This window comes from Microbacterium sp. cf046 (genome assembly GCF_900114345.1).
In the GTDB taxonomy this organism is placed as follows: domain Bacteria; phylum Actinomycetota; class Actinomycetes; order Actinomycetales; family Microbacteriaceae; genus Microbacterium.
Genome location: NZ_FOZJ01000001.1, coordinates 433,242 through 448,235, shown reverse-complemented (window position 1 = coordinate 448,235; position 14,994 = coordinate 433,242). Strand labels below are relative to the sequence as shown.

Here is a 14,994-nt window from a genome sequence, read left to right as displayed (position 1 = left end):
TCGACACGCACACGAAAGGGCGCCCTCCCCAACGGGCGCCCTGGACTGCGCGGCTGGACTCAGCAGTGCGTCGCGTCGTTGCCGTCGATCGAGGCGAGCAGCGTGCCCAGGCCGCCGGGGCCGTTCACGCCGAACAGCCGCGCGACATTCCCGAGACCGAGTCGTCGCTCGCCGGCGAACGAGCTGGAGTGTTCGCCGAGACCGCCGTCGGAGCGAGCGGCCTGGGACGAGACGACGCCCCAGCAGTTGCTTCCGTCGGCGGCGACCGCCGGTGCGGCCAGAGCGATGCTGGCGACGATGCCGACAGCTCCGGCCAGAGCGAGCGCGCGAGTGCGTGTGCGCATGGGGACCTCCTTGTTCCGAGGCGGTCGGAATGGCCGCCTGCTGAACGGTCTTCGTCGCGGGATCGCGATCGGATTGGCTCAGGCCGCGACACGGCGGACGAATTCCCGCAGCAGGAGATTCACTTTCACGGGGTCCCTCGCCTGCGGCAGATGGCCGCCGCCCTCGATGATCACATGCTCGCCGCCGGTGATCTCGGCGAGACGGATGCTGCGCACCGGGTTCTGACACCGATCGAGGGAGCCAGTGATCACCAGCACCGGGCACCGCACGGCCTCCGCCGCCGCGACCGTCTCGAGCTCATCGCCTGGATAGGGCGGGGAGTAGCCGGCCAGGATCATGGCCTCCGGCGTCGTCTGCATCGCCCAGCCGACGCAGTCCTCGAGGTGCTTGGTGGAGTGGGGCTCGGGGAACATCTCGGCGAAGAAGAACTGGGCGAAATCGGGCCAGTCCTCGAGCCAGTAGTGCCGGTTCATCTTCTGCCAGCCCTCGTACGATTCGCGCGGTTCGTCGAAGTCGAACTCGACCTTGTGCGGCAGCGGAGGGCTCAGCTGAAGTCCCGGATTGATCGCGCAGATCCCGAGCACGCGCTCCGGCGCCTCCGCCGCCATGAGCACGACATAGCCCGCCCCGGTGCACAGCCCGACCAGCACCGCCTGCTCGGCGCCGACCGCGTCGAGCACCGCCCACGCGTCGTCGATCATCAGCCGGTCGGCGAAACCCTCCTCGGTGCTCGGCGTTCCGCTGAGCCCGTTGCCGCGCGGGTCGCTGACCACCACACGGAAGAATCGTGCGAGAAAGGGGATCTGGGCTTTCCACCCGCGGCTCTGCACGATCGTGTCGGGCATGAGCAGGTAGACCGTCGGGAAGCCGTCGCCGTAGACCTCGTAGTGGATCGCCACGCCGTCGCGGTCGACGGAGCCGCTGGAGACCGGTTCGAGCGCGCGCATCAGATCAGCTCCGCGAGCATGGCGGCCGCGCGGGCCGCCCCGTCGGTCTCGACCGGGCGATAGGTCACCTCGCGGGCCGCCTCGGCGACGATCGCGGCGGCGAGCAGATCGGGGTCGCTCGCCTCGGCGTAGCGGACGCATCGTCCTGCGCCGTACTGCGCGAGCCGATGGCGCACGTGCAGGTTCTGCTCGAAATGGTTCTCGAGTGGCACGTAGATGAAGGGCCGCTGGGCGGCGGCGAGCTCCATGCACGTGGTCAGGCCGCCCTGGACGACCGCGACATCGCAGGCGGCGAGCGTGCGGTAGAGGTCCGGCACGAATCCCCGCACCGTCGTTCCGCGCCGCCGCGGCAGACTCGCGGGGTCGATCCGGGGCCCCGCCACGACGAGGAACCTCAGCCGCGGCAGCATCCGCCGCGCGAGCGGGATCGCATCCATCACGCGGTGAAGGAGGGCGTCGCCGACGCCCGAGCCGCCGACCGTGACGACGCAGAGCAGATCGTCCGGGCCGAACCCGGCGCGTGCGCGGGCGGCTGCCCGCTCCTCGGCCGACGGCGGCGTGAACCCCGTGACGTACCCCGCGAAGTCGTAGTTCGCGGTGGTCCACTCGCGGATGCCGGGAAGGCCGGGTCCGAACGATTCATCGACGACGTCGTCGGGGTTGCCGACGAAGATCGAGCGATCGCGGAGCCTGCGGTACCGCGACCGCTGCTCGAGCATCTCCGCGTTGTAGTCGGCGGTCAGCGCGGCCTCGGCATCCCCACCGGCGGGCATGGGCAGCCAGCCGACGAAATCGGTCATCCAGGCGAACGCGAACCGCTTCAGCTCGGGGTTCTCGTGCAGGAAGTAGTCGACATCCCAGGCCTCGTCCCCGATCACGAGGTCGTAGTAGGTCTCGTCCGTGACGTCGTTGAAGACCATGAAGTTGTTCACCAGGATCTCGTCCATCCGCCGGATCGCCTGGAACGCGTGCAGGTCGTGGTCGGCGGACTCGTCCTCGATATGGGCGGACTCGTTGGCGAGCCAGGCGGATGCCGGATGCACATGCTCTCCGGCATCCGCCAGCACACGCGTGACGGGATGCTGCGCCAGCCAGTCGATCTGCAGGTCGGGGTGGAGCTTTCGCAGCTCCTGCGCGACCGCGACATCGCGGCGGGCATGCCCGAGGCCGATCGGAGAGGAGAGCAGCAGCGCACGCTTCGGGCGGCGCTGCGCCCTCACCCACGTATGACTCCGACCCGCCATCGCCGCCATGCCCCCAGTGTGCCCCCGTGCTCGCTTCCTGTCAGGGCCGGACTTCGAACACCCGGTTGAACGGCGTCTCGGCGACGCTGCGGAACCGCGTGAACCCGCCTGCAGCGGTCACGTCTCGGATGCGCGCAGGCCCCGCCTGCGTTCCGAGCGCGAGCCCGACGTCCTGAGACAGCGAGGCCGGTGTGCAGAGCAGGGTCGAGAAGCCGTAGTACGCCCGGCCCACCGGATTCAGGTTGTCTTCGACGTGGTCTCCGGCGATCGGCTCGACGACCATCCAGGTCCCGTCGTCGGCGATCACCTCGCGCACTCGGCGAGCCGCCCCCACCGGGTCCCCCATGTCGTGCAGTGAGTCGAACATGGTGACGAGGTCGTACCGCGCGCCGCCGAACTCCTGCGCCGAGGCGACCTCGAACCGGACCCGGTCGGAGACGCCGGCCTCGGCAGCCCGCGACCGCGCGGTCTCGATGGACGCCGCGTGGTAGTCCGAGCCGACGAACGTGGAGTTCGGGAACGCCTGCGCCATCAGGATGGTCGACGCGCCGTGCCCGCACCCGACATCGGCGACGAGCGCGCCGTCGCGCAGCTTCTGCTCGACGCCGTCGAGCGCGGGAATCCACGTCGAGACGAGGTTCGCGTGGTAGCTCGGCCGGAAGAACCGCTCGCATCCGACATGGACGTCGGTGTCGTGCTGGTGCCAGCCGTAGCCGGATCCGCTGCGGGCGGCATCCACGATGTGCTCGGTGTCGTGCACGGTGCCGAGCGCGATCTGGAAGAACCCGGGCAGGAAGGCCGGGCTGTCCGGGTCGGTCATCGCCAGTGCGTGCTCGGGTGGCAGCGTGTAGCGCCTGGTCGCCGGGTCGTAGGTGACGTAGTCGCCGGCGGCCTGGGCATTCAGCCACTCGCGCGCATACGGCTCGGCGGTCTGCGTCCGCTCCGCCAGCTGAGCGGGCGTGCTCGGCCCGTTCGCGGCGAGGTCGCGGTAGTAGCCGAGCTTGTCGCCCATGACGACCAGCCCGGCATTGAGCGTGGCTCCGACCTCGTCGACGGCGCGGAAGACGAAGCTCATGAGCTTGTCGGTGTCGATCTCGGTCGGCTGTGCGGTGGTGGACATGAAAGGCTCCTTCTGTCGTCGTGTCGATGGATGCTCCGACCGTACGAACGGGCCGGGGGATGCCGCATCCGGGGTCCCCCCTAGTCCGGTCGCGCCCACGCGGGCGTGCGTACACTCGGAGGATGCTGGTGGGTCGGCAGGCCGAGCAGCAGGCGATCGAGCGGCTCGCGGCCGAGGCTCGCCTGGGGATGAGCGGCGTACTGGTCGTGGCGGGCGAGGCCGGCGTCGGCAAGACCGCCCTGCTCGAGGACGCCATCAGCCGGCTCGACGACATGAGGCTGCTGAAGGCCACCGGGCTCGAGTCGGAGCGGGAGATCCCGTTCGCCGCCCTCCTGCAGCTGGTGCGACCCGCTCTGGATCTGCTCCCCGCGATCCCGCCCATCCAGGCCGAGGCGCTGTCGGCCGCCCTCGCGCTTCCGTCCGCCTCCGTCGGCCCGTCGACGGTACGTGACCGCTTCACGGTCGGCGCCGCGCTGCTGAGCCTCATCTGCCGGTACGCCGAGGAGGGCCCCGTCGCCGTCGTGGTCGACGACCTTCACCTGATCGACGCGTCGTCGGCGAACGCGCTCGTCTTCGCGGCGCGACGTCTGGCGGCCGATCCGGTGCTGGTGCTCGTGGGAGCTCGCAGTCCCGAAGGGGACACCATCGCGGCAGGCCTCCCGACCCTCATGCTCCCCGGACTCGACCTCGACTCTGCACGGACGCTCATCGTCCAGGCGCGCGGGCACAGTGTGACCGCCGAGGAGGCGCAGCAGCTGCACCGGGTGACGGCGGGCAATCCGCTCGCCCTCGTGGAACTCGGTGGATGGGAGCGGGACGCGCTGCAGACCGGGGCGGCGGACATGCCCTTCCGTGTGTCGCGCGCGGTCATCGACGCATTCGGCCGCCGTCTCGCGGACGTCGACGAGGAATGCCGCTCCGTCCTGCTCGTCGCCGCCGTGTGCGGCGCGGACCTCGGGCTTATCGCCGACGTATGCGACGCTCTCGGCCTGGACGTCGCACGCCTCGAGGAAGCGGAGGATCTGGGGCTGATCGTGGTCCGCGGCGGAACCGTCGTGTTCCGGCATCCGCTCCTGCGCTCGGCGACGTACTCCGGGGCGTCCGCGCAGGACAGGCGTGCGGCGCATCGCGCCGCCGCGGAAGCCACCGCCGATGCGGACCGTCGGGCCTGGCATCTCGCCGAGACGATCTGGCATCCGGACACGCAGATCGCTGCGCTGCTGGCTGGAGCGGGGGAGCACGCGGTGCAGCGCGCCGCGTATTCGGTCGCATCGGCCGCGTTCGAGCGCTCGGCGCGAATGAGTCCGGACGCGGCCGAGCGATCATCCCGGCTGCTGCGAGCGGCCGATGCGGCCTGGACAGCCGGCATGCAGGATCGGGCTCTCGTCCTGCTGGACCAGCTCACCCGGGATGCCGAACCGGCCGCGGGTGTGCCGATCGACCCGACCCACGTGCGAGCGCTCGAGCTGCGGGCGGCCATCGCCGCACGCAGCGGATCCCTGCGGGAGGCGCTCGAGATCCTGCTCGCCGCAGCCGACCTCGCGCCGCGGCCCGACGACGTCGCGATCCTGCTCGCCGACGCGGTGCATGCGACGTACTACCTGGGCGATGCCCGCACGGCATCCGCCCTCGCGGATCGGCTGACTGCTCTTCAGAGCGTCACGACGGAGCCGCGGTCGCGCGCGCTCGGGCTGATGGCGACCGGCATGGCCAAGGTCCTCGCCGGCCGCGGCGGGGCGGATGACATCCGAGCCGCGGTTCCGCTGCTGGCGACCGACCCCGCCCTGCTGCACGATCCGCGCAGACTGTCCTGGCTCATGCTCGCGCCGCTGTACCTCCGTGACGCGTCGGGAGGCGCCCAGCTGCGCGCCCTCGTCGACGAAGTGCGCGGTGAAGCAGGAGTGGGGGCCCTGCCGGCCGTCCTCTTCCACGTCGCACGGGATCAGGCGGCATCCGCCGAGTGGGCCAGGGCCGAGGCGAACTACGCGGAGTCGATCCGGCTCGCGACCGAGACCGGGCAGACGACCGAGCTGGCGATGTCGCTGGCGGGGCTCTGCTGGCTCGAGGCGCGGGCGGGCAAGGCGGAGGCGGCTCGCGCGCACGCCGCCGAAGCGCGCGCGCTGTGCGCCGCGCGGGACATCCACATCGGCGAGGCGTGGGTCGAATTCGCCCTCGGGGACGTCGAACTGTCGCTCGGGAACACCGAGCCGGCGGCGGAGCACTTCACGGCGCTGATCGAGATGCTCGAGCGACTTGGCCTGCACGATGTCGACCTCTCCCCCGTCCCCGAACTCGTCGACGCGCTGCTGCGGCTCGGGCGGCGGCCGGAGGCCTTGGAGCTGGTGTGGAGGTACCGCGAGGCTGCGATCGGAAAGGGGCAGCCGTGGGCGCGCGCCCGCGCCGACCGGGTGAGCGGCCAGTCGGCCGAGGACGATGAGATCGACGAATGGTTCGCGTCTGCGCTGAGGTGGCACGGGCAGACCCTGGACCGATTCGAGTCGGCCCGCACCCGCCTCGCGTACGGAGAGCGGCTGCGACGCGCCAGACGGCGCATCGATGCGCGGGTCCAGCTGCGAGGCGCGCTCGAAGGCTTCTCCGATCTCGGCGCCACCGTGTGGGAGGAGCGCGCCGCGGCAGAGCTGAGCGCGACCGGTGAGCACGTCGCCTCGCGGGGCACGGATGCGGTCGCGCAGCTCACCCCGCAGGAGCTGCAGGTGAGCATCATGCTCGCGGATGGGCGCAGCACGCGCGAAGCGGCAGCCGCACTGTTCCTCAGTCCCAAGACCGTCGAGTACCACTTGCGCAAGGTCTACACCAAGCTCGGCATCTCGTCCCGTGCCGAGCTGTCCGAGCTGCTCGCACCTCCGAGCGGGTCGCGGCTGGGCGACAGTCAGCGCGTTCCGTCCTCAGGCTGAGGAGGACCCGGTTGCCCGGGCGTCTACAGCCGCACGACCTCGATGATGCGCACGATCGCGGCGCCCTCCTCCTCCGATGCCGCCAGGTCCACCTCGCCGCGGATGCGCCAGTCGTGGTCGCCGGCCGGGTCGTCGATCGTCTGCTCGACTCTCCAGACCCCGGATGCTGCCGCATCCGTCTCATCGACGCCCACGAGCCGCGGCGAGCGCGCCGGACCGCCGGTGAGCATCTCGTCGTGCTCCTCGAAGTAGGCGTCCAGCGCGGCGGACCAGTCGATGCCGGGATCCAGTTCGGCGAGCTCGTCGTCCCGCTGAAGGGCCGCAAGGCGCACCCGCCGGAACAGCTCGTTGCGCACGAGCACCATGAAGGCGCGGCGGTTGGTGAGCACGGAGGGCGGCGCGGGCGGCACGACCGGCGCCGTCGTGTCGACCACAGGATTGATCAGGCTCTCCCACTCGTCGACGAGGCTCGAGTCGACCTGACGCACGAGCTCGCCGAGCCAGGCGATGATGTCGAGCAGCTCGGGCGTCTGCGCCTCGGTGGGAACGGTCTGACGGATCGCCCGATACGCGTCGCTCAGGTAGCGCAGCACCAGACCTTCGCTGCGCGAGAGCTGGTACACCTGGATGAGCTCGGCGAACGAGAGCGCCCGCTCGAACATGTCGCGCACCACCGACTTGGGTGAGAGCTCGAAATCGCGCACCCACGGCTGGCTCGAGGCGAAGACCTCGAATGATTGGGCGAGCAGCTCGGCGAGGGGCTTCGGGTAGGTGACCTCCTCGAGCAGCTCCATGCGCTGGTCGTACTCGATGCCCTCCCGCTTCATGGCGGCGACCGCGTCCCCGCGTGCCAGGAACTGCTGCTGCGAGAGCACCGGGCGCGGATCGTCGAGCGTCGCCTCGATGACGCTGACCACGTCGAGCGCGTAGTGGCCGGTGCCTGCGGAGTCGGCGCGCGCCGGCGAGCCAGGGGTTTGGGGCGGAGCCCCATTGGGCGCTCCGTCACCCGGGTCGAGCAATCCGATCGCGGCGAGCGCGAACGGCGAGAGCGGCTGGTTGAGCGCGAAGTTCGGCTGCAGGTCGACCGTGAGGCGGATGCCGCCGGTCGACGGATCAGCCACGACCACGCCTGCCGCCACGAGCGTCCGGAAGATCCCGAGCGCGCGTCGCGCGAGCTCGTACCGGCGCGCCCGTGACTCGTGGTTGTCGAATACGAGCGAGCGCACGTTCTCGAACACTTCGCCGCCGCGGGCGATCACGTTGATGAGCATCGCGGCGGTGAGCTGCAGGTGCGGCTCGAGCGGCTCCGGCTCCGCGGCGACGAGGCGTTCGAAGGACGCCTCGCCCCAGTTCACGAACCCCTGCGGTGCCTTCTTGCGCACGATCTTGCGGACCTTCTTGGGGTCGTCTCCGGCCTTGGCGACTGCAACCGTGTTCTCGATCTCGTGCTCGGGCGCCATGACGACCACGGTGCCGGCGGTGTCGTAGCCCGCTCGACCCGCACGCCCGGCGACCTGGTGGAACTCCCGCGCGCTGAGCTGCCGCATCCGCTGCCCGTCGTACTTGGCCAGTGCCGTGATCAGCACGGTGCGGATGGGCACGTTGATCCCGACGCCGAGCGTGTCGGTGCCGCAGATGACCCGCAGCAGCCCGCGCTGGGCGAGCGTCTCGACCAGACGCCGGTAGCGCGGCAGCATCCCGGCGTGATGCACTCCGATGCCGGCCCGGACGTAGCGCGACAGTGTGCGTCCGAACGCGGTGGTGAACCGGAAGCCGCCGATCGCCTCGGCGATGGCGTCCCGCTGCTCGCGGCTGACGATCCGCACGCTGGAGAGCGCCTGCGCCCGCTCCATCGCAGCGGCCTGCGAGAAGTGCACGATGTAGACGGGCGCCTGGCCGGTCTCGAGCAGCTCCTCGACCGTCTCGTGCACGGGCGTGCGCGCATAGGAGAAGTGCAGCGGCACGGGCCTGTCGACGCCGGTGATCACCGCGGTCGGGCGTGACGTGCGGCGCGAGAGGTCGGCGGCGATCTCGGTCACGTCGCCGAGGGTCGCGGACATGAGGACGAACTGCGCGCGCGAGAGGAGCAGGAGCGGAACCTGCCATGCCCAGCCGCGGTCGGGGTCGCCGTAGTAGTGGAACTCGTCCATCACGACCTGGTCGACGTCGGCATCCGGCCCTTGCCGCAGAGCGAGGTTCGCCAGGATCTCCGCCGTGCAGCAGACGATCGGCGCGTCCGGATTCACAGACGAGTCGCCGGTGACCATGCCCACGCTCTCTGCGCCGAAGATGTCGACCAGGGCGAAGAACTTCTCACTGACCAGTGCCTTGATCGGCGCGGTGTAGTACGTCCGGCCGCCGCGGGCGAGGGATGCCGCGTGCGCCGCGATCGCGACGAGCGACTTGCCGGTGCCGGTCGGCGTGGACAGGATCACGTTCGCCCCGGAGGCGATCTCGATCGCCGCCTCGTCCTGCGCGGGATACAGCGACAGCCCCTGCTCGGCGGCCCACGCGACGAACCCGTCGTAGACGGCGTCGTCGTCCGCCCCGCTCGGGATGCGGCCCTGAAGGCTTGAGGACATCACCCGAGTCTGCCAGCCCCGCATCCCCGACCCGGACCTGGCGGAATGCCCTGCCCGCCCGTACGTTGAACGAAGGGGACGAAGGGAACCAGATGACGACGCAGCCCGCCGCGAACCCGGGTTCGAGTGCGACCGAGGACGCCGACCTGCGGGTCGTGCGCAACGACGATGCCGGTCGCTATGAGATCCTCGTCGGCGACGCGGTCGGCGGGTTCACCGAGTTCCGCGTGGACTCGCACGGACGCCTGGTGTTCCCCCACACCGAGGTCGACCCCGCGTTCAAGGGACAGGGCCTCGCCGGCATCCTGGTCGGCCGGGCGCTGGCGGACGTCGCGAAGCGCGGAGAGCGGATCGTTCCGCGGTGCCCGTTCGTCGTGCGCTACCTTCACGGCCACGAGGTCGCCGATCTGCTGATCGACTGGCCCGACGCGCCGGACTTCGTGAAATGACCAGACTCGACGCCGACGAGGCGGTGCTCTCGGAGGCGGGCACGGCATGCGACGGTCCGCGTGCGATGCTGCTCGAATCACGCGAGGTGCCGCTCGGCGGCGTCCGCGCGATGTCGGTGCACCGCTCCCTCCCGCAGCGGGACCTGCCGCTGGTGGGCGCGTGGTGCTTCCTCGATCGCTTCGGCCCGCAGGTCACGCGGATGCGCGTGGAACCGCACCCGCACATCGGCCTGCAGACCGTCACGTGGCCGTTCGCCGGCGACATCCGGCACCGCGACTCCGTGGGCAGCGACGTCGTCCTCAGCCGTGGTGCCCTGAACCTGATGACCAGTGGTGCGGGCATCGCCCACTCCGAGTACTCGGTCGGTGAGGGTGCCGTCCCACTGGATGCGCTGCAGCTCTGGGTCGCCCTGCCCGAATCGCGCCGTCACGGCGCACCGGCGTTCGAGCGCCACGAGCACCTGCCCTCGATCGAACTTGCGGCGCAGTCCGGTCCGCCGGCCGTCGCGACCGTCGTGCTCGGTGAGCTCGGCGGCGTGACCTCACCGGCGAGCGTCTACACGCCGATCGTGGGCGCGGAGATCCGCATCCCTGCTGGAGCGCGCATCGAGATCCCGCTCCGGCCGGACTGGGAGTACGCGATCGTCGGCGTCGAGGGCATCGCGATGGTGACCACGGGCATTCCGGCGGATGAGCCGTCCGTCGAACTGGACCGTCAACACATGCTCTACCTCGGCACGGGACGTGCATCGGTGCCGGTGACCGCCGAGGGCGACGCGCTCGTGTTCCTTCTCGGCGGTGAGCCGTTCGAGGACGAGATCGTGATGTGGTGGAACTTCGTCGGCCGTTCGCACGAGGAGATCGTCGCCGCCCGTGACGCGTGGGAGACGCACGACGCCCGTTTCGGTCGGGTCGTCGAGCACGGCGATGAGCGCGTGCCCGCCCCGCCGCTGCCCGGTGTGCGACTCACGCGGCGCCGCAGGCGCATCTAGCGGCACGATTCTCGCCGGGCGGCGGATCACCCGGTGACGACGAACCCCGAGACCCCGGTCGCGGGCTGGATGCGATCGCTGCCCGCGTATTCGGCGACGACGACATGGATGCCGGGCTCCTGGGCGGGCAGCGTGAAGGTGACACGGCCGGCAGCGAGTGTGCCCGTGTACTCATCGCCGTCCACGAACACCGACACCGAGCCGTCCGGCATCCCGCCTCGCGAACTGTCCACCTCGACCGTCACCGCGTACTCCTGCGACGTGGAGCCCGTGTAGTGGTTGAGGGTGACGGCGACTGTGGACGGAGCCCGCACGATGACCCCGTCGCTGATCGACCTGCCGGTGTTCACGTTCTCGGGCTGGGTCGCGATGACCTCGGCCGTCAGCGTGGTCCCCACGTCGGCTCGGGTGATGCGGTACTCGGGATCGAGCGCATCGGCGATGGGCTCTCCGTCGCGCAGCCAGCGATAGGCGAAGGAGAGGTCATCCAGGTCCCAACTACCCGGCTCCACGGTGAGGACGGAGCCGATCTCGGCCGTCCCGGACACCGTCGCCGGCTCGTCCGGGACCGGCGGCTCGGGACCGGAGTCGATCACCAGGGTGGTCGGCGGCGCGGAATCGCCATAGGACACGATCCCGAGGTAGCGCGTGTCGTGCCGCAGCCCCGACCACTCCAGGGTGAATCGCGCGTCCTCCCCGGACTGCGCGTTCAGCGACTCGGAGTCCGCCGTGAGCGAGTCCGCACCCGCGTCGACGACCGCGGAGTGCAGATCCCATGTGGCGTCGTCCGCAGCGCCGCTCACGTTCGCCACGACGAGGTACGAGCCCGGGGTCGGGTCGACGAGCGCGATCTGCTCCAGCGACGTCGCGGTCGGCATCCACCTCTCGTAGTAGCGGAAGTCGGAAGGGCTCGCGACGCGGTAGACGGACAGATCGAGGTCGCTCTCATCGGACGCCTCGAGCGTGAACTGCGCGAGCGGGGCACCCGTGGGGATGTCCACCACCCACGCGATGTTGCCGTTGGCATCGCCCGAGGAAGCATCGCCCGAATGGCCCGGCGCGGGTTGGTCCGGGTCGACGAGCAGTTCGAAGGGTGCGAGTCCGGCGACCTGCAGCGGGATGTCGCCGGATGCTCCCGCGACGACGGCCAGATCGGCGCTGCCCGCGACACCGGTGCCCACGACCAGATCGGTCGCGGTCGCCGTGACCGGCCGCACCGCGAGCGGTGACCGGACGGACGCGCCGTCCTCGCCCGTCCAGCTGAGGAATCCGCTCGCCCAGACCTCGACCGGCGCGGTGTCGTTCGCGAACGTCACGGTGAAGGCCTGTGTGTCACCCGGACCCGAGAACGTCAGGGTCTCGGGGCTGACCGACACGTCCACCCCCGGGATGTCGGCCGCGACCTGGTACACGCCGGCCCGCGTCGCGGTGACCTGGCGGGACACGGTGCGCTCACCTGCGAGGGCGCCGATCGTGATGGAGGGCAGGTTCAGATCGGTGCCGTCCACGAACGGGAATTCGTAGGCCCCGTGGTCGCGCGCCTGGACGAACCCGGCCCAGTCCAGCGGTCCGCTCGGATAGACGAGCGCCGGATCGAGCAGGGCATCGGGATCGACCTGGCCGGCACCCTGTGCGAACGGGTCGACGTTCGCCGATCCATCGGGGTTCAAGGTGTTCGCCGCGCCGGTCATGAGCGCGGACTTGATCTCGCTCGGCGTCGCATCGGGATGCGCCATCAGCGAGAGGGCTGCGAGCCCGGCGACGTGCGCCGCGGCCATCGACGTCCCCGAGGCGAGGTCCCACGCCGGGTCGCCCTCCGGCGTGTTCCCGGTGGCGGCGAGGATCGCGACGCCGGGGGCCGCGACATCGGGGCTCAGCACATCGTCGGTGCCGGCCAGCGGTCCGCGGCCCGAGAATGCGGCGATCTGGGGCACCGGGATCTCGACGCCGGTGAGGTTCTCACCGGAAAGCGTCGCGGTGACATCGGGGCTGCTCGCCAGCTCGCTCAGCAGCGCGTCGCGGTATGACGAATCGATGTGCACGGTCGGGACGGAGTGGAAGTCGCTGTCCAGCGAATCCGGCGTGACGTTGACGAGGATCATCCCCACCCCGCCGGCGTCCGCGACCTCCTCCGACTTCTCCAATCGAGAATTCGTCCCGCGGTCGCAGACGACGATCCGCCCCTCCACCTGCGCCGGATCGAGCGTGCCGGCGTAGCAGAGCGCGGCGTCCGCCGATCCGGCCAGCCCGGCATCCCCCGCGTAGACCACGGGTGCCGTGACGGGTGCGCCGACCGGAACCGAGACCGAGACACCGCCCGCTTCGAAGCCGGTCGACAGGCGGAGCGACCCCTCGAACGTGCGGACAGTGGATGCCGCCACCGTGGTGTACCAGGGTGCTCCCGCCTGCGCCGTGCCGGCGGCCGGGCCGCCGTTGCCCGCGCTCACCGCGATGAACACGCCCGCGACCGCCGCGTTGTAGAAAGCCAGGTCGTCGGGGGCCCACACGGACGCGCCGGCCCCACCGCCGATCGCGTAGTCGACGACGTCCACGCCGTCCGCGACGGCGCGCTCCAGTGCGGCGATGAGGTCGCTTCCGACGCAGATGTCGTCAGTGCTGACGAGCGGATCCTCGCCGGCGAAGCACGCCTTGTACGCCGCGATCCGCGCATCGGGCGCGACGCCCGAGACGACTCCGAACGGCACGTTGTCGATCATCGCGCTCACGTCGCCGTTGCCGGCCGCGATGCTCGCCGTGCGCGAGCCGTGGCCGTCGCTGTCGACCGGGGAGAGCACGTCATGGGTGAAGTCGAAGCCGGCAGCGGTCGCGCCGGCGGCGAAGACCTGCGCACCGACCAGCTTCGTCGAGTAGTCCGACTTCGCCCACCCGTCGCCGGTGACGCGCTCGCTGCGGAATTCGTGCCCATCGGCCTTCTCGAAGACGACCTCGTTGCCGTCAAGATGCGGTTCCGGTCCCACCCTGGCCCGCAGTCGCTCGCCCGCGAACGACGGATTCTCCGGCGAGATCCCGGTGTCGATCACGCCGATCACCACGCCGGGAGCATCCGCGGCGATCGGGGCGGGAGACACCTTCGCCGTCACTCCGGCGCCGACCGCCGCGGTCGAGTCCACGGAGTCGGGGTGGAAGATCTCGTCCGGGTAGACGGCACGCACCCCTTCGGTCGCCGCGACCCTGGCCGCGTCCTCCGGCGTGAGCGTGGCGCTGAAGCCGTTGAGCACGATCTGGTACGTCGCCGCCGGCTCGACGTCGGCCGCGGCGGCGACCCGCTCCTGTCGGGTCTGCAGGAACGCGACGTACCTCTGCACGCGGGACGAATGCGGATCGAGCTCTTCGCCCTCCTCGGGCTGGGTCGCGACGAGCCGTGCCTCGCCGCCCTGATAGGTCGCGGCGGGGGCTTCGTCGAGGACGACGATGTACGAGCCGGTCGGCGACTCGATCGGCACCGGCGCGATGACCTCGTCAGCCGGGGCAGCGCCGAAGGCCGCACCGCCCGTGAGCGATGCCGCGCCGCACGCGAGCGCGACGATCGTCACGCACACTCCCGCGCGCAACACTCGTCGACCCATGACGGACTCCCGGTTGGGTGAAGGGCCGTCCGACGCCGCGCAGGCGCTTGGGAACGGCCTGCGGCAAACCTAACTCTCGGCTCGGGAGTGGGGAAGGGGGTTGTGGGAATGGCATCCGACCTGCGCACTACGCTGGGCAGGTGGCATCGGCATCCAGGCTCTCGACGAGCGTTCTGCTCACCTGCGCGGCGATCGGCGTCGCGACGGGCGCGCTCTCCGCCGGAGCCGGTGCGATCAGCGGGCCGGTGTCCGCCGCCGTCCCGATCCTCTACGGACTCGTGCTCGGCGTGCACGTGCTTCCCGGCGTCATCGCCCAGGAGCTGCTGCGGCGCCCCTGGGTCGCCCTCATCACCCACCTGATCGCCGCCCTGGTGGCGAGCGCGGTCGTGCCGCTGTGGATCGGACGGTACATCGGCACCGCCCTCCTGATCGGCGCGCTGCAGGAGGGGATCGCGGCGCTCGGTCGCTACCGCCGTTGGGAGGCGTGGCGGTTCTTCGTCTCGGCCATCGTGGTCGGCGTGGTCATCGCCGTGCCGATCTGGTTCGCCGCGGACGTCTCCCGCTTCCCGGTGTGGGGGCAGATCGTCTATATCGCGCTGTTCATCGTCGGGCCCGTCGCATGGACCGCGGTCGGACTGGCGATCGGCGCGGCCCTGCGCCGCGCCGGAGTCGCCCGCTCCGCTCAGCGCTGAGGGCCTCCCCGGAGCCAAGGTTAGGGTCGGCTAAGTTAGGACTGCATTCAGCTCCTGAATCAGGAAGACCCGTGACCGCACTCGAGCGCGATCCCTCCGCCTCGGCGCAGGCACCCCGGCC

10 protein-coding genes are annotated in these 14,994 nt (G+C 70.8%); 4 read left to right on the top strand and 6 right to left on the bottom strand.

Features of this window, described 5'->3' with window-relative positions; genetic code table 11:
- Positions 1–59: 59 nt before the first annotated feature.
- The 4 genes from BM349_RS02090 to BM349_RS02075 all read right to left on the bottom strand — a co-directional run bounded on the left by BM349_RS02090 (position 60) and on the right by BM349_RS02075 (position 3,656).
- Positions 60–344, bottom strand: coding sequence for a hypothetical protein (locus tag BM349_RS02090; RefSeq protein WP_091702001.1), 285 nt, complete (start codon positions 342–344; stop codon positions 60–62).
- 78 nt (positions 345–422) lie between these two features.
- Positions 423–1,292, bottom strand: coding sequence for an alpha/beta fold hydrolase (locus BM349_RS02085; RefSeq protein ID WP_091701997.1), 870 nt, complete (start codon positions 1,290–1,292; stop codon positions 423–425).
- Positions 1,292–2,545, bottom strand: a complete 1,254-nt coding sequence (locus tag BM349_RS02080) for a glycosyltransferase (protein ID WP_091701994.1) — start codon at positions 2,543–2,545, stop codon at positions 1,292–1,294. Before BM349_RS02080 ends, BM349_RS02085 begins: the two co-directional genes overlap by 1 nt.
- Positions 2,546–2,576: 31 nt before the next feature.
- Positions 2,577–3,656: a class I SAM-dependent methyltransferase gene (locus BM349_RS02075; protein ID WP_091701991.1), complete on the bottom strand. Its 1,080-nt coding sequence runs from the start codon at positions 3,654–3,656 to the stop codon at positions 2,577–2,579.
- 122 nt (positions 3,657–3,778) lie between these two features.
- Here BM349_RS02075 and BM349_RS02070 point away from each other — a divergent pair, with 122 nt between their 5' ends.
- Positions 3,779–6,571 (top strand): helix-turn-helix transcriptional regulator, encoded by a 2,793-nt coding sequence (locus tag BM349_RS02070; protein WP_091701987.1) that lies wholly within the window; start codon positions 3,779–3,781, stop codon positions 6,569–6,571.
- Between the two features lie 23 nt (positions 6,572–6,594).
- On the opposite strand, the gene BM349_RS02065 is transcribed toward BM349_RS02070, so the two are convergent.
- The gene (locus tag BM349_RS02065) at positions 6,595–9,153 is read right to left on the bottom strand and encodes a DEAD/DEAH box helicase (RefSeq protein WP_091701983.1); all 2,559 of its coding nucleotides are present in this window, start codon (positions 9,151–9,153) and stop codon (positions 6,595–6,597) included.
- A gap of 92 nt (positions 9,154–9,245) precedes the next feature.
- Between BM349_RS02065 and BM349_RS02060 the strand changes: the two genes are divergently transcribed.
- Both BM349_RS02060 and BM349_RS02055 read left to right on the top strand, forming a co-directional pair.
- Positions 9,246–9,602 carry a GNAT family N-acetyltransferase gene (locus BM349_RS02060; protein ID WP_091701978.1) on the top strand — a complete coding sequence of 119 codons (357 nt, stop codon included), beginning with the start codon at positions 9,246–9,248 and terminating at the stop codon, positions 9,600–9,602.
- Positions 9,599–10,594 carry a pirin family protein gene (locus BM349_RS02055; protein ID WP_091701976.1) on the top strand — a complete coding sequence of 332 codons (996 nt, stop codon included), beginning with the start codon at positions 9,599–9,601 and terminating at the stop codon, positions 10,592–10,594. The genes BM349_RS02060 and BM349_RS02055 overlap by 4 nt, the downstream gene beginning before the upstream one ends.
- Positions 10,595–10,620: 26 nt before the next feature.
- Here BM349_RS02055 and BM349_RS02050 read toward each other — a convergent pair whose 3' ends face one another.
- Positions 10,621–14,148: a S8 family serine peptidase gene (locus BM349_RS02050; protein ID WP_175525159.1), complete on the bottom strand. Its 3,528-nt coding sequence runs from the start codon at positions 14,146–14,148 to the stop codon at positions 10,621–10,623.
- Positions 14,149–14,321: 173 nt separating this feature from the next.
- On the opposite strand from BM349_RS02050, the gene BM349_RS02045 reads away from it, so the two are divergent.
- Entirely contained in the window at positions 14,322–14,873 is a 552-nt protein-coding gene (locus BM349_RS02045; RefSeq protein WP_091701968.1) for an ECF transporter S component, read from the top strand.
- Positions 14,874–14,994 lie beyond the last annotated feature (121 nt).